The following is a 23,557-nucleotide window of genomic DNA, read 5'->3' as shown; positions in this document are numbered from 1 at the left end:
CCGCACACCCGCACACCCGCACACCCGCACACCCGCACACCCGCACACCCGCACACCCGCACACCCGCACACCCGCAGGCAACCCCGGCCCGAAAGGACCGGTGCCGCCCGCCGGTCACGATTCGATTTCGGCCACCGTCCACCCCCTTGATTCCCGCCGTGTAATCGATTCCAATCCTCCGTGTAATCGATTCCACGAGGAGGTGGAACGGCGATGGCGAGCATCAAGGACGTCGCCGCCGAGGCGGGCGTGTCCGTCGCCACGGTGTCGCGGGTGCTGAACGGGCATCCGTCGGTCAGCGAGGACGCCCGCCGGCGCGTGTCGGCCGCCGTGGAACGGCTGGGGTACCGGCCGAACGCCGTCGCCCGGTCGCTGCGCACCGACCAGACCCGCACGCTCGGGCTGGTCATCAGCGACGTGATGAACCCGTACTTCACCGAGCTGGCCCGCTCCGTCGAGGAGGAGGCCCGCGCGCTCGGGTACAGCGTGATCATCGGCAACGCCGACGAGCGGCCCGACCTCCAGGACCACCACGTCACCACGCTGCTGGACCGCCGTATCGACGGGCTGCTGGTCTCCCCCACCGACGGCGGGTCGCCCGGCATGCTGGGCGCCGCCCGGGCCGGGACGCCGATGGTGTTCGTCGACCGCTGGATCCCCGGCGTCGACGTCCCCGTCGTCAGGTCGGACGGACGCGACGCCGTACGGGACCTGGTCGCGCACCTGTACGGGCTCGGGCACCGGCGGCTGGCGATCATCGCGGGACCCGCCGCCACCACCACCGGCCGGGAGCGCGTGGACGCCTTCCGGGCGGCGCTCGGCGCGTACGGGCTCGACCTCCCCGACGCCTACACCGGCCAGGGCGACTTCCAGGCCGACAGCGGCCGCCGGGTCACCGAGGGCTTCCTCGACCTGGCCGAGCCGCCCGAGGCCGTGTTCGCCGCCGACAACCTGATGGCGCTCGGCGCCCTGGACGCCGTCCGCGCGCGCGGGCTGCGCGTCCCCGACGACATCGCGCTGGCCGCGTTCGACGACATCCCCTGGTTCGTGCACACCGATCCGCCGGTCACCGCGATCGCCCAGCCGACCCGGGAACTGGGGCGGGCCGCCGTGCGCGCCCTGATCGACCGGATCGAGGGACGGCCCGGTGAGTCCGTCACCCTCCCCGCCCGGCTCGTCGTGCGCCGCTCGTGCGGTGAGCCGGCCTCCCCCACACCCCCGCAGTCCCCCTCCCCCGTACGAAGGAGTACGCCGTGAGCAGCCGCAGTCCTGACGAGTTGCTGCGCATCGAGGGCATCCGCAAGACCTTCCCCGGTGTGGTCGCGCTCGACAGCGTCGACTTCGACCTGCGCCGGGGCGAGGTGCACGTGCTCCTCGGTGAGAACGGCGCCGGCAAGAGCACGCTGATCAAGATGCTCTCCGGCGCCTACACGCCCGACGCCGGGCGGATCGTGGTCGGCGGCGAGGAGGTGCGCGTCCACGGCGCGCAGGACTCCGAGCGGCTCGGGATCGCCACCATCTACCAGGAGTTCAACCTGGTCCCCGACCTGACGGTCGCCGAGAACATCTTCCTCGGGCGCCAGCCGCGCCGGTTCGGGATGATCGACCGGAAGAAGATGGAAGCGGACGCCGAGGTGCTGCTGGAGCGCGTCGGGGTGAAGGTCCCGCCCCGGGCGCGGGTGCGTGAACTCGGTATCGCGCGGCTCCAGATGGTCGAGATCGCCAAGGCGCTCAGCCTGGACGCGCGGGTGCTCATCATGGACGAGCCGACCGCCGTGCTGACCTCCGAGGAGGTCGAGAAGCTGTTCGCGATCGTGCGGCGGCTGCGCGAGGACGGCGTCGGCATCGTCTTCATCACCCACCACCTGGAGGAGATCGCCGCCCTGGGCGACCGGGTCACCGTCATCCGGGACGGGCGGAGCGTCGGGCAGGTTCCCGCCTCCACGCCCGAGGACGAACTCGTCCGGCTCATGGTCGGCCGGTCCATCGAGCAGCAGTACCCGCGCGAACGGGGCGACGCCGGTGACGCGCTCCTCAAGGTCGACGGGCTGACGCGCGACGGTGTCTTCCACGACGTGAGCTTCGAGGTGCGGGCCGGTGAGGTCGTCGGCATCGCGGGGCTCGTCGGGGCCGGGCGGACCGAGGTGGTCCGGGCCGTGTTCGGGGCCGACCCGTACGACGCCGGGTCCGTGCACGTCGCGGGCACCCCGCTGCGCCGGCACGACGTGAACGCCGCCATGACGGCCGGGATCGGCCTGGTGCCCGAGGACCGCAAGGGGCAGGGGCTGGTGCTCGACGCCTCCGTCGAGGAGAACCTCGGCCTGGTCACCCTGCGGGCCGGCTCCCGCGCGGGACTCGTCGACCTCAAGGGGCAGCACGAGGCGGCCGAGCGCATCGCCGGGCAGCTCGGCGTGCGGATGGCCGGTCTCGGCCAGCACGTGCGGACCCTGTCCGGCGGCAACCAGCAAAAGGTCGTCATCGGCAAGTGGCTGCTGGCCGACACCAATGTGCTGATCCTCGACGAGCCGACGCGCGGCATCGACGTCGGCGCGAAGGTCGAGATCTACCAGCTGATCAACGAACTGACGGCCGCCGGTGCCGCCGTCCTCATGATCTCCAGCGATCTGCCGGAGGTCCTCGGCATGAGCGACCGGGTCGTCGTCATGGCGCAGGGCCGCGTCGCGGGTGAACTCCCCGCCGAACACGCCACCCAGGACGCCGTGATGGCCCTCGCCGTCAGCACCCCCCACAGCAGCGACAGCAACGAAAGCAACGGAACGGAGGCCGACGGTGGCCACTGACACGCTCAAGAGCAAGCCGGGCGCGCAGGGCGGCGCCACCGGCGGCCTGCGCCGCCTGCTCCTCGACAACGGCGCGCTGACCGCGCTGATCGTCCTCGTGATCGCCATGTCGGCGCTGTCCGGGGACTTCCTGACCGCCGACAACCTCCTCAACGTCGGCGTGCAGGCCGCCGTGACCGCGATCCTCGCCTTCGGTGTCACCTTCGTGATCGTCTCGGCGGGCATCGACCTGTCGGTCGGCTCGGTCGCCGCGCTGTCGGCGACCGTCCTCGCGTGGAGCGCGACCGAAGCCGGGATGCCGGTCGTCCTCGCGGTGCTGTTCGCCGTCGCGACCGGCATCGTCTGCGGACTGGTGAACGGTTTCCTCGTCTCGTACGGAAAGCTGCCGTCGTTCATCGCGCCGCTGGCGATGCTGTCGGTGGCGCGCGGCCTGTCGCTGGTCATCTCGCAGGGCTCGCCCATCGCCTTCCCCGACTCCGTCTCCCACCTCGGCGACACGCTCGGCGGCTGGCTGCCGGTGCCGGTGCTCGTCATGATCGTGATGGGGCTGCTCACCGCCTTCGTCCTCGGCCGGACCTACATCGGCCGCTCCATGTACGCCATCGGCGGCAACGAGGAGGCCGCCCGGCTGTCCGGACTGCGGGTGAAGCGGCAGAAGCTCGCGATCTACGCCTTCTCCGGCCTGTTCGCCGCCGCCGCGGGCATCGTGCTCGCCTCCCGCCTGTCCTCCGCGCAGCCCCAGGCCGCGCAGGGCTACGAACTGGACGCGATCGCCGCCGTCGTCATCGGCGGCGCCTCCCTCGCGGGCGGCACCGGCAAGGCGTCCGGCACCCTCATCGGCGCGCTGATCCTCGCGGTGCTGCGCAACGGGCTCAACCTGCTGTCCGTCTCCGCGTTCTGGCAGCAGGTCGTCATCGGCGTCGTCATCGCGCTGGCCGTCCTCTTCGACACCCTGCGCCGCAAGGCCGGCGCGACCACCCCGGCGGCCGGGACGTCCGGGGGCGGGAAGCGGGGCAAGCAGGCACTCACGTACCTGATCGCCGCCGTCGTCGCCGTCGCGGTCGTCGGCGCCACCTCGCTGCTGCACAACGGGTCCTCGGCCGGCAAAACGCAGAAGATCGGCCTGTCCCTGTCGACGCTGAACAACCCGTTCTTCGTGCAGATCCGCGACGGTGCCGAGGAGGAGGCGAAGAAGCTGGGCGTGGACCTGACGGTCACCGACGCGCAGAACGACGCCTCCCAGCAGGCCAACCAGCTGCAGAACTTCACCAGCGGCTCGCTCTCCTCCGTCATCGTCAACCCGGTGGACTCCGACGCCGCCGGCCCGTCGGTGCGCGGCGCGAACAAGGCCGGCATCCCCGTCGTCGCCGTCGACCGCGGCGTCAACAAGGCGGACGTGGCCGCGCTGGTCGCCTCCGACAACGTCGAGGGCGGCGCGCTCGGCGCCAAGGCGCTCGCCGACAAGCTCGGCGGCAAGGGCACCATCGTCATCCTCCAGGGCCAGGCCGGCACCTCCGCCAGCCGGGAACGCGGGGCGGGCTTCGCCGAAGGGCTGAAGGACTACCCGGGCATCAAGGTCGTCGCCAAGCAGCCCGCGGACTTCGACCGCACCAAGGGCCTGGACGTCATGACGAACCTCCTCCAGGCGCACCCCGACATCAACGGTGTCTTCGCCGAGAACGACGAGATGGCGCTCGGCGCGGTCAAGGCACTCGGTTCCAAGGCCGGGAAGTCGGTCCAGGTCGTCGGCTTCGACGGCACGCCCGACGGGCTGAAGGCGGTCGAGGCGGGCTCGCTGTACGCCTCCGTCGCGCAGCAGCCCCGCGAACTCGGCCGGATCGCGGTCCGCAACGCGTTGCGCGCGGCGGACGGCGAAAAGGTGGAGAACATGGTGAAGGTTCCGGTGAAGGTGGTCACCAAGGAGAACGTGGCCGGCTTCGAGGGCTGACGCCGGACGCGCGGAAGCGCGCACGCGCGACGCAGGGACGAAAGGGGCGGGCGGTCACCCTCGACCGCCCGCCCCGCACGCGGATCGGGGAGCGATTCATGTACGACTACGACCTCCTGGTCGTCGGATCGGCCAACGCCGACCTGGTGATCGGTGTCGAACGCCGGCCGGACGCCGGGGAAACGGTGCTCGGCTCCGACCTGGCCGTCCACCCGGGCGGCAAGGGAGCCAACCAGGCGGTCGCCGCCGCCCGCCTCGGTGCCCGCACGGCCCTGCTGGCGCGGGTCGGCGACGACGGGCACGGCCGGCTGCTGCTGGACTCGCAGCGGACGGCCGGGGTGGACACCGTGGGTGTACTGGTGGGCGGGGCGCCGACCGGCGTCGCGCTGATCACCGTGGACCCGTCGGGGGACAACAGCATCGTCGTCTCCCCGGGGGCGAACGGGCGGCTGACGCCCGCCGACGTGCGGGCGGCCGGGAGCCTCTTCCACACCTCCCGGGTGGTGTCCACCCAGTTGGAGATCCCGATGGAGACGGTCGAGGAAGTGGCGCGGAGCCTGGCGCCGGGCAGCCGGTTCGTCCTGAACCCGTCCCCGCCGCAGCCCCTGTCGGCGGAGGTGCTGGCGGCCTGCGACCCGCTGATCGTCAACGAGCACGAGGCGAGGGTGATTCTCGGCGACGCGGGCGGCATCGGCGGCGAACCGGAGGACTGGGCGCGGCTGCTGCTGGCGAAGGGCCCGCGCTCGGTGGTGGTCACGCTGGGCGGGGAAGGCGCGCTGGTCGCCTCCGCGGAGGGCGTCACCCGGGTGCCGTCGGTCACGGTGCACGCCGTGGACACCACCGGTGCGGGTGACGCGTTCACCGCCGCACTGGCCTGGCGCCTCGGCGCCGGCGCGTCACTGGCCGATGCCGCCGCCTACGCGGCCCGGGTGGGGGCGGCGACGGTCACCAAGGAGGGTGCGCAGGTGTCGTTCCCGACGGCCGAGGAGGTCGCCGCCCTGTGAAGAAGCACGGAATCCTGAACCGCGACCTCTCCGGCGCGCTGGCCGGACTCGGCCACGGGGACGGGGTGCTGGTCTGCGACGTCGGCATGCCGATACCCGACGGGCCCCATGTGGTGGACCTGGCCTTCCGGGCAGGTACGCCGTCCTTCGCCGAGGTACTGGAAGGGCTGCTGGACGAACTGGTGGTGGAGGGCGCGACGGCGGCCACCGAAGTGCGGGGCGCCAATCCGGCGGCGGCGCACCTGCTGTCCGGCCACTTCCCCGCCCTCGCCCTGGTCCCGCACGAACGGCTGAAGGAACTGAGCGCCGGGGCACGACTCGTCGTCCGCACCGGCGAGGCACGGCCCTACGCGAACGTGCTGCTGCGCTGCGGCGTCTTCTTCTGACGCTCCCCGCCCTCACGGGCCGGAGAAACTTCGAGGGGGCCCGGTCCGTCGACCGGGCCCCCTCGGCTCCCTCCCCCTGCCAGAACCCCTCAAGTCCCCCCCCCGGGCCCCCGCCCAGAAGTCCTGACGCGAAGTGAGACCCGCGAGGTGGGGGGAGGGTTGCACGGCCGGCACAAGAAATTTTCCCGGCCACGCGATGTCCGGTTCCCGCGATGTCCGACCCTGATTCCGCCGGTGCGCCTCCCGGCAACGAGGCCCGCCTGATCGGGACCAAGTTGGTCGAAGCGGACCTGTACCGCTCCCCTGCGGAAGGCGCCGATTTCTCCGGGGCCGACCTGACACGGGCCTCGTGGGTACGGGCCCACCTCGACGACGCGGCGGAGGGCGTCGGCGCCACCCGCCAGGTGGTGGACCGGCCGGCGCGGTTGCCGCACTCGGCCCTGGCGCTGCGCCGGCTGGCGGCTCATCTGCGGGCGGGGGTGCCCGGGGCGGAGGCCTGACGGGGTCCTCCGTCCCGGGCGGTCCCGGGGCGCGCCGCACACGGGCCCCGGTCGGGTCGCGGCTCGGAGCGCGCCCGCACACGGGCTCCGGGCCGGGTCGCGGCTCAGGGCTCGACGTGCTCGGTGAACCTCCGGGCCGTCTCCGCCAGGACCTCGCGGCCGTCGCGGGCCCACAGGGCGTCGTTGAACAGTTCGACCTCGATGGGGCCGGTGTAGCCGGCCGCCTCGACGTGGCCCTGCCACTCGCGCATGTCGATCGCGCCGTCGCCGATCTGGCCGCGGCCGTTGAGGACGCCCTCGGGCAGCGGGGTGGTCCAGTCGGCGAGTTGGAAGGTGTGGATGCGGCCCTGGGCGCCCGCGCGGGCGATCTGCGCGGGCGCGGTGTCGTCCCACCAGATGTGGTACGTGTCGACGGTGACGCCGACCTGGTGGGCGGGGAAGCGTTCGGCGAGGTCGAGGGCCTGGGCGAGGGTGGAGACCACGCAGCGGTCGGAGGCGAACATGGGGTGCAGCGGCTCGATGGCCAGCTTCACGCCGTGGTCCTCGGCGTAGGGGCCGAGTTCGGCGAGCGCGTCCGCGATGCGTTCGCGGGCGCCCCGCAGGTCCCTGGAGCCGGGCGGGAGTCCGCCGGAGACCAGGACGAGGGTGTCGGTGCCGAGGGTGGCGGCCTCGTCGACGGCGCGGCGGTTGTCGGCCAGGGCGGCGGCCCGCTCGCCGGGGTCGGTCGCGGTGAGGAAGCCGCCCCGGCACAGGGTCGTCACGGCCAGGCCCGCGTCCCGGACCAGTTTCGCGGCCGCGTCGAGCCCGTACGCCTGGACGGGCTCGCGCCACAGGCCGACGCCCGGCACGCCCAGGTCCCGGCAGGCGTCGACGAGTTCGGGCAGCGAGAGCTGCTTGACCGTCATCTGGTTGATGCTGAAGCGGGCGAGGCCGGCAGTGGTCACGGGGTCACTCCGTACAGGTGCAGCAGGGTCCTCATGCGGTCCTCGGCGAGCTTGGGGTCGGGGAACAGGCCGAGGGTGTCGGCGAGTTCGTAGGCGCGGGCGAAGTGCGGCAGGGAGCGGGCCGACTGGAGGCCGCCGACCATCGTGAAGTGGCTCTGGTGGCCGGCCAGCCAGGCGAGGAGGACCACGCCCGTCTTGTAGAAGCGGGTGGGGGTCTGGAAGAGGTGGCGGGAGAGTTCGACCGTGGGGTCGAGGAGGGCGCGGAAGCCGTCCGTGTCCCCGGTGTCCAGGACGCGGACCGCCTCGGCGGCCAGCGGGCCGAGCGGGTCGAAGATGCCGAGCAGGGCGTGGCTGAAGCCCTGCTCGTCGCCCTCGATCAGCTCGGGGTAGTGGAAGTCGTCGCCGGTGTAGCAGCGCACGCCCTTCGGGAGGCGGCGGCGCAGGTCGACCTCGCGCCGCGCGTCGAGGAGGGAGACCTTGATGCCGTCGACCTTGTCGGGGTGGGCGGCGATGACGTCGAGGAAGGTGTCGGTGGCCGCGTCGAGGTCGGCGGACCCCCAGTAGCCCTCCAGCGCGGGGTCGAACATCGGGCCGAGCCAGTGCAGGATCACCGGTTCGGTGGTCTGCCGCAGGAGGTGGCCGTAGACGTCGAGGTAGTCCTCGGGGCCCCGGGCCGTCGCGGCGAGGGCGCGGGAGGCCATGAGGACGGCCTGGGCGCCGGACTCCTCGACGACGGCGAGCTGTTCCTCGTAGGCCGCGCGGACCTCGGCGAGGGTGCCCGCGGTGAGCTGGTCGGTGCCGACGCCGCAGGCGATGCGGCCGCCGGCCGCCTTCGCCTCGGCGGCGGAGCGGCGGATCAGCTCGGCGGCGCCCGCCCAGTCCAGGCCCATGCCGCGCTGGGCGGTGTCCATGGCCTCGGCGACGCCCAGGCCGTGCGACCACAGGTGGCGGCGGAAGGCGAGGGTGGCGTCCCAGTCGACGGCGGCCGGTGAGTCGGGGGACACGTCCGCGAACGGGTCGGCGACGACGTGCGCCGCGGAGAAGACCGTACGGGAGGTGAAGGCGCCCGCGGGGGCGAGGGCCGCCCGGGGCTCGGTGCGGGGTTCGTAGGCGCGCAGGGTGCCGTCGGCGCCGGGCAGGTGGAGGGTCACAGCGCGATCTCCGGGACGTCGAGGCGGCGGCCCTCGGCGGAGGACTTCAGGCCCAGTTCGGCGAGCTGGACGCCGCGGGCGCCGGCCAGCAGGTCCCAGTGGTAGGGGGTGCCGGTGTAGACGTGCTTGAGGAACAGCTCCCACTGGGCCTTGAAGCCGTTGTCGAACTCGCCGTTGTCCGGGACCTCCTGCCATTGGTCGCGGAAGACCTCGGTGGCGGGGATGTCCGGGTTCCAGACCGGCTTGGGGGTGGCGGAGCGGTGCTGGACGCGGCAGTCGCGCAGGCCCGCGACGGCGGAGCCCTCGGTGCCGTCGACCTGGAACTCGACCAGTTCGTCGCGGTTGACGCGGACCGCCCAGGAGGAGTTGATCTGCGCGATGGCGCCGCCGTCGAGCTCGAAGACGCCGTAGGCGGCGTCGTCGGCGGTGGCGTCGTAGGGCTTGCCGTTCTCGTCCCAGCGCTGCGGGATGTGGGTGGCGGTGAGGGCCTGGACGGACTTCACCCGGCCGAACAGTTCGTGCAGGACGTACTCCCAGTGCGGGAACATGTCGACGACGATGCCGCCGCCGTCCTCGGCGCGGTAGTTCCAGGAGGGCCGCTGGGCGTCCTGCCAGTCGCCCTCGAAGACCCAGTAGCCGAACTCGCCGCGCACGGACAGGATGCGGCCGAAGAATCCGCCGTCGATGAGGCGCTTCAGCTTGAGCAGGCCCGGCAGGAAGAGCTTGTCCTGGACGACGCCGTGCCTGACGCCGGCCGCGTTCGCCCGGCGGGCGAGGTCCAGGGCGCCGTCGAGGCCGGTGGCGGTGGGCTTCTCGGTGTAGATGTGCTTGCCGGCCGCGATCGCCTTCTTGAGGGCGTCCTCGCGGGCGGAGGTCACCTGGGCGTCGAAGTAGATGTCGACGCTGTCGTCGGCGAGGACGGCGTCCAGGTCGGTGGAGACGTGGTCGAGGCCGTGGCGTTCGGCGAGCGCCCGCAGGGCGTGCTCGCGGCGGCCGACCAGGACCGGCTCCGGCCACAGCACGGTGCCGTCACCGAGGTCGAGTCCGCCCTGCTCGCGCAGGGCCAGGATGGAGCGGACCAGGTGCTGGCGGTAGCCCATGCGCCCGGTCACACCGTTCATGGCGATTCGCACCGTCTTGCGTGTCACGTCGTTCCCTTCGTACGCGGTCCGCGCGCCGCGTACGCCCCACCCGTCACGCGGCGGGAGCCGTCGCGGGACGGGTGACTGGTGAACGTCACAGCAAGCGCTTTCTATGTAGGGAGAAGTTAGCCTCTGAACGGCGTCGCGGACAAGACCGCCGTGCGGCCGACTTGTTCGAGGGGGCGAACAAACGGGCGTGGCGCCGTAGGGTCTGCTCGGAACACGACGAAGACGCGCGACCGGAGGACGAGACATGACGGTGACCCTGGCGGACGTGGCGGCGCGCGCACAGGTCTCACCCGCGACGGTGTCGCGCGTGCTCAACGGGAACTACCCCGTGGCCGCGTCCACCCGCGAACGGGTACTGAAGGCCGTGGACGAACTGGACTACGTGCTCAACGGACCCGCGAGCGCCCTCGCCGCCGCCACGTCCGACCTGGTCGGCATCCTGGTGAACGACATCGCCGACCCGTTCTTCGGCATCATGGCGAGCGCCATCCAGGGGGAGATCGGCGGGCCCGGCGGCCGCGCGGGCGGGGAAAGACTCGCGGTCGTGTGCAACACGGGGGGCTCCCCCGAGCGTGAACTGACCTACCTCACACTGCTCCAGCGGCAGCGGGCGGCGGCCGTCGTACTGACCGGCGGCGCGATCGAGGACGCGCCGCACAAGGCGGCCACGGACGCGAAACTGCGGAAGCTCGCCGACGCCGGGACGCGGGTGGTGCTGTGCGGGCGGCCGCAGGCACCGGAGACCGGAGCGGTCGCACTCACCTTCGACAACCGGGGCGGCGGACAGGAACTCACCGAGCACCTCATCGGGTTGGGGCACCGGCGGCTCGGCTACATCGCGGGCCCCCTGGAGCGTACGACCACCCGGCACCGCCTCGAGGGACACCGGGCCGCGCTGGCCGCGCACGGGATCGGGGAGGACGCCCGGTGGACCGTGCACGGGCAGTACGACCGCCGGTCGGGGTACGAGGCCACGCTCGAACTGCTGCGCCGCGACCCGACGTTGACGGCGGTCGTCGCGGCCAACGACTCCGTCGCGCTGGGGGCCTGCGCGGCGCTGCGGGACTCCGGGCTGCGGATCCCGGACGACGTGTCGGTCGCCGGCTTCGACGATCTGCCGTTCAGCATCGACGTGGTGCCGGCACTGACGACGGTGCGGTTGCCGCTGGCGGAGGCGGGGGCGCGGGCGGGGCGGATCGCCATGGGGCGGGAGGAGGCGCCGGCCGGGGGGATCGCGGTGGTGCGGGGGGAGTTGATGGTGCGGGGGTCTGTGGCGGGGCCGCGGGGGTAGTCGGGCGTGCCCGTTCTTGGACGGCGGGTCCGGTGGGGGTCCGGCGTTTCCTGCCGGGTGCGGGTGGGTGGTGGGTGCGTGCGCAGTTCCCCGCGCCCCTGAGGTCGAGTGCCGGTGAGTGGTGGGTGTGTGCGCAGTTCCCCGCGCCCCTGAGGTCGAGTGCCGGTGGGCCGTGGCTGGGCGCGCAGTTCCCCGCGCCCCTGAGGTCGGGTGCGGGTGGGTCGTGGCTGGGTGCGCAGTTCCCCGCGCCCCTGAGGGGGTGGGGGTGCTGGGCGCCGGGTGGGTGGGCCGGGGTTTCCCGTGCCCGGAGGGGGTGGGGGGTGGAGTAATGAGGAGGAGTCGACCGGGGCGGTCGCGGGTAGTGTCCGTTTTTATGAAGCTGGCGTTCTCCACCCTCGGTGTCCCCGGCCTGCCCCTCACCGACGTGCTGGGTCTCGCGACCGCGCACGGTTACCACGGTGTCGAGCTGCGCGCCCACGCGGAGGAACCCGTCCATCCCGGCCTCACCCCCGAGCAACGCGCCGACGTCGCCGCCGAGTTCAAGGCGGCCGGCGTCGAGATCCTGGGCCTGGCCGGTTACGTCCGGGTCGCCGCGCCCGGTGAGGACAACGCCGTCGTCGAGGAGATCCGGGCCCTGCTCGGCCTCGCCCGGGACATCGGCGCCCCCTTCGTCCGGGTCTTCCCCGGCGGCGGCAGCGGCGAGAGCCCCGAGGGGTCGGGGGAGGCGGACGCGACGGCCGCCCGGCGGCTGGGCACGGCCGCCGAGTACGCGGCCGACGTGGGCGTACGGATCCTGCTGGAGACCCACGACTCGCACCCCACCGGCGCCGACGCGATGCGGGTGCTGGGCCTGGTCGGGCACCGGCAGGTGGGCGCGCTGTGGGACGTGATGCACACCTGGCTCGGCGGCGAGCAGCCCGTGGACAGCTTCGCGGCGCTCTCGCCGCACCTCGGCTACGTGCAGGTGAAGGACATCGCCTCCGCCGACGACACCACCCCGCTGCGGCTCGGCGCGGGGGTGCTGCCGCTGACGGACGTGGTGGAGGTGCTGTCCCGGCACAGCTGGGACGGATGGCTGTGCTGGGAGTACGAGAAGCGCTGGTACCCGGAGGCGGCGGACTTCGCGGAACTGCTCACCCCCGGGCGGGAGCACCTGGCACGGCTGCTGAACGAGTCGGCGTGACCGGCCCCGGCCTCCCGTGCGGCTCGGCCCGGCCGTCCTGGGGCGCACCACCGAGCGCCTCCCGGGCGAGCACGACCTGCTGATGGTCGGCCCGCCGGGCGGGGGCCGGCTCCCGGAGCCGACGCACGACCCGGAGAACCCGCTGAACGCCTGCCGGCGGCCGGCGGCACCCGGGCCCGGCGCGCCACCCGTACGGGGAGGAGCACGGCGTGACGGTCGCCGGCCCGGACGGCTGCCGCCCGGTCCTGTGCTCCCGCCGCTGGGGCTGACGGGCGCACCCCGTCGGTGGCGGCGTCACGGGCGGGGCCGGCCCGCGGTCCCGCTCATCCGCCGACCGGGGCGTCCTCGGAGCGGGTCTTCGCGGGCCGTACGGATGCGGTGACCGGCACCGCCGGCGGCCGGCGCGACGGCACCGACGCCAGTGCCACCCCGCCCACCAGCAGGGCCGCCGCCCACCACCGCAGCGGGGTCATGGACTCGCCCAGGAACAGGGCGGCCGAGGACATGCCGAAGACCGGGACGAGGAGGGAGAAGGGCGCGACCGTGGAGGCGGGGTGGCGGCGCAGCAGCCATCCCCAGGCGCCGAAGCCGAAGACCGTGGCGACCCAGGCGACGAAGAGGACCGTGCCCGCGCCCTGCCAGTCCAGGGACCGCAGCGCGTCGAGGTCGGCCGTCGGGCCCTCGACGAGCAGGGAGAGGGCGAGGAGGGGGAGGACCGGGACGGTGCTCACCCAGATCATGAAGTTCAGGGCGTCCGGGGGTGCCGCCTTGCGGGTGAGGATGTTGGAGACGCCCCAGCAGGCGGCCGCCGCGACGACCAGGGTGAAGCCGAGCAGCGGACCCGACGTGCCCTCGTCGACCGCCGCCACGCCGATCCCGGCCAGGGCCACCGCCATCCCGGCCAGCCGGATCCCGGAGGGGCGTTCGCCGAGGAGCGCGAAGGCGAACAGGGCCGTGAACACCGCCTGGATCTGCAGCACCAGGGAGGACAGCCCGCCCGGCATGCCCGCGTTCATGCCGACGAACAGCAGGCCGAACTTGGCGACCCCGAGCGCCAGTCCCACCCCCACGATCCACTTCCACGCCACCTTGGGCGGGCCCACGAGGAACACCGCGGGCAGTGCCGCGACGAGGAAGCGCAGCGCGGAGAAGAGCAGCGGCGGGAAGTGGTCGAGCCCCACCTCGATGACGGTGAAGTTCACTCCCCACACGGCGGTGACGAGGACGGCGAGGAGGACGTGGGCGGGTCGCATACGTCGAGGATCACCGCCCGGCACCTTTCAGCACCAGCGACGATTCCTGCATGGTTGGATGAAGCACCGCTAACCGATGGGCTCGCCCGCCCGGGGACACCGCCGATCGACGGGAGCCGCCGTCATGCTCGACCTGCAGCGTCTGCGCGCCCTGCACGCCGTCTCGGTGCACGGCACGGTCGGTGCCGCCGCCGCGGCGCTCGGGTACACGTCCTCCGCCGTGTCCCAGCAGATCGCCAAGCTGGAGCGGGAGACGCGGACGGTGCTCCTGGAGCGGGAGGGCCGGGGCGTACGGCTGACGGACGAGGCGCACCAACTGGTGCGGGCCGCACGGGAGCTGATCGCGATCGTGGAGCGGGCGGAGACCGAACTGGAGGAGCGGCGCGGGGTGCCGGCCGGGCGGCTGACCGTCGCCGCGTTCGCGTCGGCGGCGCGCGGGCTGATGCCGGCCGTGCTGGCCGACCTGGCCCGCCGGCATCCGGCGCTCGACACCCGGCTGACGGAGATCGACCCCCACCTCTCCGTGGACCTGGTCGCCAAGGGCGCCGTGGACCTGGTGATCGCGCACGACTGGGACATCGCGCCGCTGCCCGCCCCGGCGGGGGTGGAGCAGACGGTCATCGGGGACGACCTGTGCGACCTGCTCGTCCCCGAGGGGCATCCGTTCGCGGGGCGTACGGCGGTGCGGCGGGAGGAGCTGGGCGGCGAGCGGTGGATCTGCCAGCCGCCGGGCCGGGTCTGCCACGAGTGGCTGGTGCGCACCCTGCGCGCGGCCGGGCACGAGCCGGAGATCGTCCACCAGGCGGACGAGAACCCCACGCTGGTCGCCCTGGTCGCGGCCGGGCTCGGCATCGCGCTGATCCCCCGGCTGGGGCGCGGCCCGCTGCCCGCGGGGGTGGTGGAGGTGCCGCTCGACCCGATGCCCGTACGGCGGTTGTACGCGCTGTGGCGCACGGGGGCGGCCCGCCGGCCGGCGATCGCGGAGACCGTCCGCACCCTGGGCGCGCACTGGCCGGCGGTGTCGGCCCACACGCCCCGCTGACCTCTCCCCGCGTCCGTCGTCCCGGCTTGGGAGGCCGGGAGCCCGGAAGGGAACCGGGCGCGGCCGCCGCCCGTCCCATCGGCACGCTGCCGGACGCGTCCGACGTGGCGCGGTGTCGGCTCGCGGCCTCCGCGACCGCCGACCCACCCTCTCCGCCGCGCCACGCCCGGCAGCACGCCGTCATCGGCGCCGCCCCCTCCCGCCGCGCCGATGTCGGCCCCTCACCGGTTGCTGCGCATTCCCTTGACTGGCGGAAACTTCCCGGATATTGGTGACCTCCTGGCAGTTTCCTTCAAGGGCGTCTCCCCCGAGGATGTCCTTCAGTGGATCCCGGTCCCCGCGGATCACCTTCCAAAGGAGCGCACGTGCCCGACAGCAGCACGGGAAGCACCGCACGTCCGTCCAGACGTACCGTCCTCGCCGCGACGGCGGGCGTCACCACCGCCCTGGCGGCCGGCGGGACCGTCCACGCGGCCACCGGCGCCCCCCGCCACGACGACAGAAAGCTGCGCGCCCTCATCTCCCGGATGACGCTGGAGGAGAAGGTCGGCCAGCTGTTCGTGACGCGGGTCTACGGCCACTCCGCCACCGACCCGGACCAGGCCGACATCGACGCCAACCTCGCGGAGCTCGGCGTGCGCACGGCCGCCGAACTGCTCGCCAAGTACCGGGTCGGCGGCATCATCTACTTCGCCTGGGCGCACAACACCCGCGCCCCGCACCAGATCGCGGACCTGTCCAACGGCATCCAGAAGGCCTCCCTCGGCCTGCCGCGCGGCCTTCCCGTGCTGATCTCCACCGACCAGGAGCACGGCATCGTGGCCCGCGTGGGCGAACCGGCGACCCTGTTCCCGGCGGCGATGGCGGTCGGGGCGGGCGGATCCCGCTCCGACGCGCGCGCTCTCGGCCGGATCGCGGGCGCGGAGCTGCGCGCGATGGGCATCCGCCAGAACTACTCCCCCGTCGCCGACGTCAACGTCAACCCGGCCAACCCGGTCATCGGCGTCCGCTCCTTCGGCTCGGACCCGGAGGCGGTCGCGGGGCTCGTCGCGGCGGAGGTCAAGGGCTACGAGTCGTCCCGCGTCGCCTCGACGGCCAAGCACTTCCCGGGCCACGGCGACACCGTCGACGACAGCCACGCCAAGCTGCCGTACATCCACCACACCCGCGCGCAGTGGGAGGAGCTGGACGCGCCGCCGTTCCGGGCCGCGATCGCCGCCGGCATCGACTCGATCATGACCGCGCACATCGTCGTGCCGGCCCTCGACGACTCCGAGGACCCGGCCACCCTCTCCCGCCCCATCCTCACCGGCATCCTGCGCGAGGAGCTGGGCTACGACGGGGTGGTGGTCACCGACTCCCTCGGCATGGAGGGCGTACGGACGAAGTACGGGGACGACCGGGTGCCGGTACTGGCGCTCGAGGCGGGCGTCGACCAGCTCCTCAACCCGCCCTCCCTGGACGTGGCGTGGAACGCGGTGCTCGACGCCGTGCGCGGCGGCGAGCTGACCGAGGAGCGGCTGGACGAATCGATCCTGCGGGTGCTGCGGCTGAAGGCGCGACTGGGCCTGTTCGACGACCCCTACGTCTCCCACGGCGGTGTCGACCGCACCGTCGGCACCCGGGCGCACCTGGCCGCCGCCGACCGGATCACCGAGCGCACCACCACCCTGCTCGTCAACGAGGGCGGCCTGCTGCCGCTGTCCCGGCGCAGGCACCCGAAGCTGCTCGTCGTCGGCGCCGACCCCGCCTCCCCGTCCGGCACGACGGGACCGCCCACCGGGGTGCTCGCGGGTGCCCTGACCGAGCTGGGCTTCACCGCAACCGCCCTGTCCACGGGCACGGCACCGTCGGCGGCGACGATCGCCAAGGCGGTCGCGGCGGCCGGGGACGCGGACGCGGTGGTCGTCGGGACGTACAACGTCGGTGCGGCCAGTGCCCAGAAGACGCTCGTCGAGCACCTGCTGGCCACCGGCAAGCCGGTCGTCGCGGTCGCCATCCGCAACCCCTACGACGTGGCCCACCTGCCCGGGGTGGCGGCGTACGTGGCGTCGTACTCCTGGACCGACGTCGAACTGCGGGCGGCGGCACGGGTGATCGCGGGCAAGGTGAACCCGCGCGGGACGCTGCCGGTGCCGGTGCAGCGGGCCGACGACCCGGCGACGGCGCTGTACCCGGTCGGACACGGGCTGAGGTTCTAGCCGCCGGGCACGGGCACGCTCCCCTACCGTGCCGGACGTAGGGCGCGTACGTCACACACCCGACACGGTGCACCCGATCGGCGCAAAGTACCCCACATGTCTGGCGTGAGCCGGTTCGTCCGGTCACGCTGGACGGGTGTCCAGGGGGATGACGATGCGCGTGAGGACCAAGTGGTGGGCGCCGGCCGCGCTCGCGGCGGTGGGCGCGGTCCTGCTCACCGGCTGCCAGAGCGCGCCGGGCGGCGGGAGCGAGGGCGAGGGGCGGCCGGGCGACCTGGACGCACCGGTGTCGCCGGCACCGGTGCGGACCTCCGGGTACGGGGCGGTGTTCCTCGCGGTCGACGAGTGCAGTTCCTTCGGCCGGACCAGCTTCACCGAGGTGTCCTGCGCCGGTGAGCGGGCCGCGGCCCGGGTCGTCGCCCGTCACGACGGGACGGCCCGGGACGGGCCGCGCTGCCCGGCGACCACGGACTTCGTGCTGCACATCGGCGCACAGCGCCCCTCCTCCGACGAGGACGGCGACGGTGCGGTGCCGCAGGGCTACGCCTGTATGCGCCACCTCCAGCCGCCGCACCCCGGGGACCCCGGCGGCGGGGGCGGGCCGCGCACCATCGTCGGCGACTGCGTCTACCAGCTGGGCGACGGCAAGGTCCGCGAGACCGCCTGCGACGGCAGCGGCGAGGAGGAGCCGGAGTTCGAGGTGACGAGGGCCGTGGCCGCCCGGTCCGACTGCCCGGCGTCCACGGCCCTCTACGTCCGGCTCGGCGGGACCGCACCGGTGGGCTGCGCCCGCCCGGTGTAGTCCCGCACGGGCCTTACGGGCGCAGCGCGCGCTGCCGCTCGACGTCCCGCTTGTCCAGCTTGGCGTCGAACTTCGCCAGCGGCTTGGCCGCCGCCGGGTTCTCCTGCACTGTCGCCGGGGCGACACCCGCCCAGTCGAGGATGCGGGCGGTGGCGAACGCCTTCTCCCCGGCCACCAGACCGGCCACGTTCGCACCGTGGTTCATGCCGGGCGCGGTGAACACGTACGAGTCGCGCGCGCCGTGTCCGACACGGAACGGCTCGGCGCCCCACGGGTCGTTCTCGCCGTACACGAACAGCATCTGCCGCGCGTGGTGACGGACCCAGGTGTCGACGTCCCGCATGGCCGACGGCTCGAACTTCATGTCGATCGAGCGGGGCACGAAGTTGCGCGGCGGCTGGTAGCCGTAGCGGACGTACTTCTTCTCGATGTGCGGGAAGGTGATGGTCGGCGCGCCGAGCTGCGTACCGGCCTGGTAGTAGTACGGCGTGTACGGGGTCAGGCCCTGGTCCGTGTAGAACGAGAAGCCGGAGATCGTGTCGACCGAGGTCCAGATCTCGTCGTCGGTGGCGTTCTTCGCGTCGGCCGGGATGTCCTGGCAGTCGGCGACGGTGCTGTACTGCCAGAAGCCCCACACGTAGTCCAGGACGACGGCCTCGTAGGCGCGGTCGAGGCTGCCGACGGTGTCGAAGGTGTAGCCGTTCTCGGCGGCGAGCGCCGCGTACTTCTCCTTCAGCGGCGCCCGGCGCACCAGCGCCTCGCGCTGCACGCCGTTCAGCCGGTCGCGGCACTCCTTGGTGCCCACGCCCGCGAAGAACCGGTCGTAGGCCGAGTCCTCCTTGTTCACCACGTCGTTGGGGGCGACGTAGGCGACCACGCCGTCCATGTCCCGCGGGTAGAAGCGCTCGTAGTAGGTGGCGGTCATGCCGCCCTTGGAGCCGCCGGTGGAGATCCAGTTCTCGCTGTAGATCTTCTTCAGCGCGGTGAAGATGCGGTGCTGGTCGCTGGCGGCCTGCCAGATGTCCAGCTTCGACCAGTCGGCCGGCTGGGGCCGGGACGGCGTGAAGAAGCGGTACTCCATGGAGACCTGGTTGCCGTCCACGATCTGCGTCGGCTCGGCGCGGCGCGGAGTCGTGGAGACGCTGTAGCCGCCCGTGTAGAAGACGGTCGGCCGCGCGGTGTCCTTGTGCAGCACGGTGATCCGCTGCTCGAACGTGCCCTTGGAGGGCCTGCGGTGGTCGACCGGCTGGGTGTAGTTGAGAACGAAGAAGCGGTACCCGGTGTACGGCTTCTCCTCGATCAGGCTCATGCCCGGAACGGAGAGCAGCCTCTCCTTGATGTCAGTGGTGCCGGTGGCCTCCGGCTCGGCGGCGGTGGCCGCCCCGGCCGTACTCAGTGTGCCTATGAGCACCGTGAGCGCCAGCAGCCATCTGAGCGCCTTGCGCATGCGCACTCCCCTGTGAGACAGATGTGCGCCGGAAGCTATCGGACCAAGTCGTCACAGCAACAGGGGACATAGGGATATCCCTCGGTCCGCGCGGCGTCAGCAGAGGATCCAGCCGGAGCTGACGGACCCCGCTGCGACGCTGCCCCTCACCCACACGCAGCGGCGGCCGGCGTGCACGGTCACCGGACCCGCGTGGTACTTGAAGCGGCCCTCGTCGACGACCGGACGGCCCCCGCGCGCCCGCACGCTCACCGACATCTTCCGCTTGGCGCCCTGCTTCCTGGCGACGGTGACGGCACAGACGTAACCGCCCCGCTTGTAGACCTCCACGGACCCCGTGGCGAACGGCAGGGTGCGCACCTTGCGGCCCGGGCACTGCGCGGCGGCGTGCGCGTCACCCGGCGCGGCGACGGTGAGCAGCCCCGCGGTGGTCAACAGCGCGAGGCCCGTCGCGAGGTGCCGGCGAATCGCTGAACTGCCCACGGTCGTCCTCCCGTACCGCGCCTTCCGCGCCAGGCGGCGTACGGGAGTACGGACGCGGGACGTAGGTCCGATGGTTGCTCGCGGCCGCCGTTCACGCCGGTGCCGGTACGTCCTCTCCGACGAACGTCCGCCACAGCGCCGCGTACCTGCCGCCGAGGCGCAGCAGTTCCTCGTGGGTGCCGTCCTCCACGATCCGGCCGTGGTCCATGACGATCACCCGGTCGGCGCGGGCCGCGGTGGTCAGGCGGTGCGCCACGACCAGGGTCGTGCGGCGCCCGGCCAGCCGGTCGGTGGCCTGGTTGACCTGCGCCTCGGTGGCGAGGTCCAGCGCGGCGGTGGCCTCGTCGAGCAGCAGGACGTCCGGGTCGACCAGTTCGGCCCGGGCCAGGGCGATCAGCTGGCGCTGTCCGGCGGAGAGGTTGCGGCCGCGTTCGGCGACCTCGTGCAGGTAGCCGCCCTCCAGCGTGGCGATCATCTCGTGCGCGCCGACCGCGCGGGCCGCCGCCTCGACCTCGGCGTCGCCGGCGTCCGGGCGGCCGTAGGCGATGGCGTCGCGGACGGTGCCGGGGAAGAGGTACGCCTCCTGCGGTACGACCCCGAGCCGGTGCCGGTAGGCGGTCAGGTCCAGGTCCCTGAGGTCGGTGCCGTCGGCGGTGACCCGCCCGCCCGTGGGGTCGTAGAACCGGGCGACCAGCTTGACCAGGGTGGACTTGCCCGCGCCGGTCTCGCCGACGAAGGCGACGGTCTGCCCGGCGGGGATGGTCAGGTCGATGCCCTCGAGCGCCTCCTCGCCGTCCCCGTACGCGAAGTGCACGTCCTCGAAGGCGATGTCGCCGCGCAGGGAGGTGACGGGGAGCGGCTTGTCCGCCTGGCCGGTGGAGGTCGGCTCCCGCAGCAGCTCCTGGATGCGGCCCAGCGAGACGGACGCCTGCTGGTAGCCGTCGAAGACCTGGGAGAGCTGCTGCACGGGCGCGAAGAACAGGTCGATGTACAGCAGGTACGCCACCAGCGAGCCGATCGCCAGCGTCCCGTCGTCGACCCGGCCCCCGCCGACGACCAGCACCGCCACGGCCGCGACCGAGGACAGCAGCTGCACGAACGGGAAGTACACCGAGATCAGCCACTGGCCCCGTATGCGGGCGCTGCGGTAGTCGGCGCTGCGCCCGGCGAACCGGCGCCCGCCGTCCCGCTCGCGGCGGAACGCCTGCACGATCCGCAGCCCGGCCACCGACTCCTGGAGGTCGGCGTTGACCACCGACACCCGCTCACGGGCCAGTTCGTACGCCTTCACGCTGGCCCGGCGGAAGAAGTACGTGCCGACGATCAGCGGGGGCAGGGTGGCGAAGACGACGAGGGCGAGTTCGACGTCGAGTACCAGCAGGGCGACCATGATGCCGAAGAAGGTGACCACCGAGACGAACGCGGTGACCAGGCCGGTCTGCAGGAACGTGGAGAGCGCGTCGACGTCGGTCGTCATCCGGGTCATGATCCGGCCGGTCAGCTCGCGCTCGTAGTAGTCCAGGCCGAGCCGCTGGAGCTGGGCGAAGATCTTCAGCCGCAGCGCGTACAGCACGCGTTCGCCGGTGCGTCCGGTCATCCGGATCTCGCCGGTCTGCGCGGACCACTGGACGAGCACGGTGAGCAGGCCCAGCAGGGCGGCCGCCCAGACCGCGCCGAGGGCCGCCTGTGTGACGCCCTGGTCGATGCCGTGCCGGATCAGCACCGGCAGCAGCAGGCCCATGCCGGCGTCCACGGCGACCAGGGCGAGGCTGATGAGCAGGGGGGTGCGGAAGCCGCGCAGGAGGCGGCGCAGACCGTAGGAGTCCTCGGGGCGGACGGCCTGCCGCTCGTCGACGTCGGGGACGTCGTCGGCCGGGGGCAGCGCCTCCACCTGGGCGAGGAGTTCCGGGGTGGCGGGGGCGTCGGCGAGGGCGGTGTCCCGGGGTTCGCGGTCGCCGGTCCACAGTCTGGGGGTGACGCCGCGCTCGGCGTCGAACTCGGCGTCGAGTTCCTCGCGGACGGAGGTGTCCTCCTCCTGCGGCCCGGCGGGCGGGGTGTGGCCCGGGGAGACGGCGCCCAGCTCGTCGGGGTCGGTGAGCAGGCGGCGGTAGAGGGCGGAGCGGCGCTGGAGCTCCTCGTGGGTGCCGAGGTCGGCGAGCCGGCCGCCGTCGAGGACGGCGATGCGGTCGGCGAGGTTGAGGGTGGAACGGCGGTGGGCGATCAGCAGCGTCGTACGGCCGCGCATGACGCTCTTGAGCGCCTCGTGGATCTCGTGCTCGACGCGGGCGTCCACGGCGGAGGTCGCGTCGTCCAGGACCAGCAGACGGGGGTCGGTGAGGATCGCCCGGGCGAGGGCGACGCGCTGGCGCTGGCCGCCGGAGAGGGTCAGTCCGTGCTCGCCGACGGCGGTGTCGTAGCCGTCGGGCAGCTCGTCGATGAACCGGTCGGCCTGGGCGGCGCGGGCGGCGGCGGTGATCTGCTCGTCGGTGGCGTCGGGCCGGCCGTAGGCGATGTTGGCGCGCACGGTGTCGGAGAAGAGGAAGGAGTCCTCGGGGACCAGCCCGATCGCGGCGCGCAGGGACTCGGTGGTCAGCTCGCGCACGTCGTGGCCGCCGACCAGGACGGCGCCGCGGGTGACGTCGTAGAAGCGCGGCAGGAGCAGGGAGACGGTGGACTTGCCGGAGCCGGAGGCGCCGACGACGGCGAGGGTCTCGCCGGGGCGGATGTCGAAGGACAGGCCGTCCAGGACCGGCCGGTCGGGGTCGTAGCCGAAGGAGACGTCGTCGAACTCGACGGTCGCCGGGGCGTCGGCGGGCAGTTCCTTGGTGCCGTCGGTCAGGGACGGCTCGGTGTCGATCAGCTCCAGGACGCGTTCGGTGCCGGCCCGGGCCTGCTGGCCGACGGTGAGGACCACGGCGAGCATCCGGACCGGGCCGACGAGCTGGGCGAGGTAGGTGGAGAAGGCGACGAACGTGCCCAGCGTGATGTGCCCGCCCACCGCGAGCCAGCCGCCGAGCGCCAGCATCGCCACCTGGCCGAGCGCGGGCACGGCCTGCAGGGCGGGGGTGTAGCGGGAGTTCAGCCGGACGGTGCGCAGCCGGCCCGCGAACAGCCGCCGCCCCACCTCGCGCAGCTTGCCGGTCTCCTGCTCCTCCTGCCCGAAGCCCTTCACCACGCGTACGCCGCTGACCGCGCCGTCGACGACGCCCGCGACGGCGCCCGCCTGGGCCTGCGCGTACCAGGTGGAGGGGTGCAGCCGGGTGCGGCTGCGCTTGGCGATCCACCACAGGGCGGGGGCGACGGCGAGGGCGACGGCGGTGAGCGGCAGGGACAGCCACGCCATGATGACCAGGGAGATCAGGAAGAGCAGCAGGTTGCCGATGGTCATCGGCAGCATGAAGAGCAGGCCCTGGATCAGCTGGAGGTCGCTGGTGGCGCGTCCGACGACCTGCCCGGTGGACAGCTCGTCCTGACGTCTGCCGTCGAGCCGGGTGATCGTGTCGTACATCTCGGTGCGCAGGTCGTGCTGGACGTCGAGGGCGAGCCGGCCGCCGTAGTAGCGGCGGACGTAGGTGAGGACGTAGACGACGAGCGCGGCGCCGATGAGCAGGCCGGCCCAGGTGGTCATGGACCGGGTCCCGTCGCCGATCACGTCGTCGATGATCACTTTGGTGATCAGCGGGACCAGCGCCATCACGGCCATGCCGCCGAGGGACGCCCCCAGGGCGAGGACCACGTCCTTGGGATGACGCCAGGCGTAGCCGGTCAGTCGCCGTGCCCATCCCCGTTGCGGTGTCACGCGGGTGCCCTCCGATCGTCCTGCTCTGCCGCAAGGCACCAACGCGGGGAGCGGCGGATTTCATCCCTCCGCAACATCACTCGGTCCACGCGCCGAAGGTAGTGACAGGTTCTCGTCACGCAATCGCCACGTTCCCTCCACTCACCTGATCGCATGTGCATGTCAGTCTC

Annotated in this window: 18 protein-coding genes; 11 read left to right on the top strand and 7 right to left on the bottom strand. The window is 73.1% G+C overall.

The window, feature by feature from the left end; all coding sequences use genetic code 11:
• The first annotated feature begins 214 nt into the window (after positions 1–214).
• The 6 genes from IE172_RS01120 (at position 215) to IE172_RS01095 (ending at position 6,640) form a co-directional block, all read left to right on the top strand.
• Complete coding sequence (locus IE172_RS01120) at positions 215–1,258, top strand: LacI family DNA-binding transcriptional regulator (protein WP_190095133.1); 1,044 nt, start codon at positions 215–217, stop codon at positions 1,256–1,258.
• The gene (locus IE172_RS01115; protein WP_190095132.1) at positions 1,255–2,802 is read left to right on the top strand and encodes a sugar ABC transporter ATP-binding protein; all 1,548 of its coding nucleotides are present in this window, start codon (positions 1,255–1,257) and stop codon (positions 2,800–2,802) included. The genes IE172_RS01120 and IE172_RS01115 overlap by 4 nt, the downstream gene beginning before the upstream one ends.
• On the top strand, positions 2,792–4,750 hold the full coding sequence (locus tag IE172_RS01110; RefSeq protein ID WP_190095131.1) for an ABC transporter permease/substrate-binding protein: 1,959 nt from the start codon (positions 2,792–2,794) through the stop codon (positions 4,748–4,750). Before IE172_RS01115 ends, IE172_RS01110 begins: the two co-directional genes overlap by 11 nt.
• 98 nt (positions 4,751–4,848) lie before the next feature.
• On the top strand, positions 4,849–5,754 hold the full coding sequence (locus IE172_RS01105; protein ID WP_190095130.1) for a ribokinase: 906 nt from the start codon (positions 4,849–4,851) through the stop codon (positions 5,752–5,754).
• Positions 5,751–6,140, top strand: a complete 390-nt coding sequence (gene rbsD, locus IE172_RS01100; RefSeq protein WP_190095129.1) for a D-ribose pyranase — start codon at positions 5,751–5,753, stop codon at positions 6,138–6,140. The genes IE172_RS01105 and rbsD overlap by 4 nt, the downstream gene beginning before the upstream one ends.
• 212 nt (positions 6,141–6,352) lie before the next feature.
• Positions 6,353–6,640, top strand: coding sequence for a pentapeptide repeat-containing protein (locus IE172_RS01095; protein ID WP_190095128.1), 288 nt, complete (start codon positions 6,353–6,355; stop codon positions 6,638–6,640).
• A 104-nt stretch (positions 6,641–6,744) separates the two neighbouring features.
• Here IE172_RS01095 and IE172_RS01090 read toward each other — a convergent pair whose 3' ends face one another.
• Genes IE172_RS01090 through IE172_RS01080 form a run of 3 tightly spaced genes read right to left on the bottom strand, consistent with a single transcriptional unit; the run spans position 6,745 to position 9,883 of the window.
• On the bottom strand, positions 6,745–7,545 hold the full coding sequence (locus IE172_RS01090) for a sugar phosphate isomerase/epimerase family protein (protein WP_190095968.1): 801 nt from the start codon (positions 7,543–7,545) through the stop codon (positions 6,745–6,747).
• Positions 7,546–7,580: 35 nt separating this feature from the next.
• Positions 7,581–8,735 carry a dihydrodipicolinate synthase family protein gene (locus IE172_RS01085; RefSeq protein WP_190095127.1) on the bottom strand — a complete coding sequence of 385 codons (1,155 nt, stop codon included), beginning with the start codon at positions 8,733–8,735 and terminating at the stop codon, positions 7,581–7,583.
• Entirely contained in the window at positions 8,732–9,883 is a 1,152-nt protein-coding gene (locus IE172_RS01080) for a Gfo/Idh/MocA family protein (protein WP_190095126.1), read from the bottom strand. The genes IE172_RS01085 and IE172_RS01080 overlap by 4 nt, the downstream gene beginning before the upstream one ends.
• 247 nt (positions 9,884–10,130) lie before the next feature.
• Here IE172_RS01080 and IE172_RS01075 point away from each other — a divergent pair, with 247 nt between their 5' ends.
• The gene (locus IE172_RS01075) at positions 10,131–11,177 is read left to right on the top strand and encodes a LacI family DNA-binding transcriptional regulator (protein ID WP_190095125.1); all 1,047 of its coding nucleotides are present in this window, start codon (positions 10,131–10,133) and stop codon (positions 11,175–11,177) included.
• Positions 11,178–11,550: 373 nt separating this feature from the next.
• Positions 11,551–12,360 carry a sugar phosphate isomerase/epimerase family protein gene (locus IE172_RS01070; RefSeq protein WP_190095124.1) on the top strand — a complete coding sequence of 270 codons (810 nt, stop codon included), beginning with the start codon at positions 11,551–11,553 and terminating at the stop codon, positions 12,358–12,360.
• 323 nt (positions 12,361–12,683) lie between these two features.
• Here the strand turns inward: IE172_RS01070 and IE172_RS01065 are convergent, their stop codons facing one another.
• Positions 12,684–13,613 (bottom strand): EamA family transporter, encoded by a 930-nt coding sequence (locus IE172_RS01065; RefSeq protein WP_190095123.1) that lies wholly within the window; start codon positions 13,611–13,613, stop codon positions 12,684–12,686.
• 124 nt (positions 13,614–13,737) lie between these two features.
• Between IE172_RS01065 and IE172_RS01060 the strand changes: the two genes are divergently transcribed.
• The 3 genes from IE172_RS01060 to IE172_RS01050 all read left to right on the top strand — a co-directional run bounded on the left by IE172_RS01060 (position 13,738) and on the right by IE172_RS01050 (position 17,658).
• Positions 13,738–14,655 carry a LysR family transcriptional regulator gene (locus IE172_RS01060; protein WP_190095122.1) on the top strand — a complete coding sequence of 306 codons (918 nt, stop codon included), beginning with the start codon at positions 13,738–13,740 and terminating at the stop codon, positions 14,653–14,655.
• A gap of 365 nt (positions 14,656–15,020) precedes the next feature.
• Complete coding sequence (locus tag IE172_RS01055) at positions 15,021–16,856, top strand: glycoside hydrolase family 3 protein (RefSeq protein WP_190095121.1); 1,836 nt, start codon at positions 15,021–15,023, stop codon at positions 16,854–16,856.
• A gap of 154 nt (positions 16,857–17,010) precedes the next feature.
• Positions 17,011–17,658 (top strand): hypothetical protein, encoded by a 648-nt coding sequence (locus IE172_RS01050; RefSeq protein ID WP_190095120.1) that lies wholly within the window; start codon positions 17,011–17,013, stop codon positions 17,656–17,658.
• 13 nt (positions 17,659–17,671) lie between these two features.
• Here IE172_RS01050 and IE172_RS01045 read toward each other — a convergent pair whose 3' ends face one another.
• From IE172_RS01045 to IE172_RS01035, 3 genes are all read right to left on the bottom strand, one after another.
• The gene (locus IE172_RS01045) at positions 17,672–19,105 is read right to left on the bottom strand and encodes a S28 family serine protease (RefSeq protein WP_190095119.1); all 1,434 of its coding nucleotides are present in this window, start codon (positions 19,103–19,105) and stop codon (positions 17,672–17,674) included.
• A gap of 96 nt (positions 19,106–19,201) precedes the next feature.
• Entirely contained in the window at positions 19,202–19,588 is a 387-nt protein-coding gene (locus IE172_RS01040; RefSeq protein WP_190095118.1) for a hypothetical protein, read from the bottom strand.
• Positions 19,589–19,679: 91 nt separating this feature from the next.
• Positions 19,680–23,387, bottom strand: a complete 3,708-nt coding sequence (locus IE172_RS01035; protein WP_190095117.1) for an ABC transporter ATP-binding protein — start codon at positions 23,385–23,387, stop codon at positions 19,680–19,682.
• Positions 23,388–23,557: the final 170 nt, after the last annotated feature.

This window comes from Streptomyces griseoflavus (assembly GCF_014649995.1).
GTDB lineage: Bacteria > Actinomycetota > Actinomycetes > Streptomycetales > Streptomycetaceae > Streptomyces > Streptomyces griseoflavus.
Note: the sequence above shows the minus strand (reverse complement) of the source record. Positions and strands in the feature narration are given on the sequence as shown.

Coding starts and splice junctions, on each gene's coding strand:
- IE172_RS01095 (WP_190095128.1), top strand. CDS start 6,353: ATGTCCGACCCTGATTCCGCCGGTGCGCCTCCCGGCAACGAGGCCCGC.
- IE172_RS01060 (WP_190095122.1), top strand. CDS start 13,738: ATGCTCGACCTGCAGCGTCTGCGCGCCCTGCACGCCGTCTCGGTGCAC.
- IE172_RS01105 (WP_190095130.1), top strand. CDS start 4,849: ATGTACGACTACGACCTCCTGGTCGTCGGATCGGCCAACGCCGACCTG.
- IE172_RS01065 (WP_190095123.1), bottom strand. CDS start 13,613: ATGCGACCCGCCCACGTCCTCCTCGCCGTCCTCGTCACCGCCGTGTGG.
- IE172_RS01090 (WP_190095968.1), bottom strand. CDS start 7,545: ATGACGGTCAAGCAGCTCTCGCTGCCCGAACTCGTCGACGCCTGCCGG.
- IE172_RS01120 (WP_190095133.1), top strand. CDS start 215: ATGGCGAGCATCAAGGACGTCGCCGCCGAGGCGGGCGTGTCCGTCGCC.
- IE172_RS01045 (WP_190095119.1), bottom strand. CDS start 19,105: ATGCGCAAGGCGCTCAGATGGCTGCTGGCGCTCACGGTGCTCATAGGC.
- IE172_RS01050 (WP_190095120.1), top strand. CDS start 17,011: ATGCGCGTGAGGACCAAGTGGTGGGCGCCGGCCGCGCTCGCGGCGGTG.
- IE172_RS01075 (WP_190095125.1), top strand. CDS start 10,131: ATGACGGTGACCCTGGCGGACGTGGCGGCGCGCGCACAGGTCTCACCC.
- IE172_RS01070 (WP_190095124.1), top strand. CDS start 11,551: ATGAAGCTGGCGTTCTCCACCCTCGGTGTCCCCGGCCTGCCCCTCACC.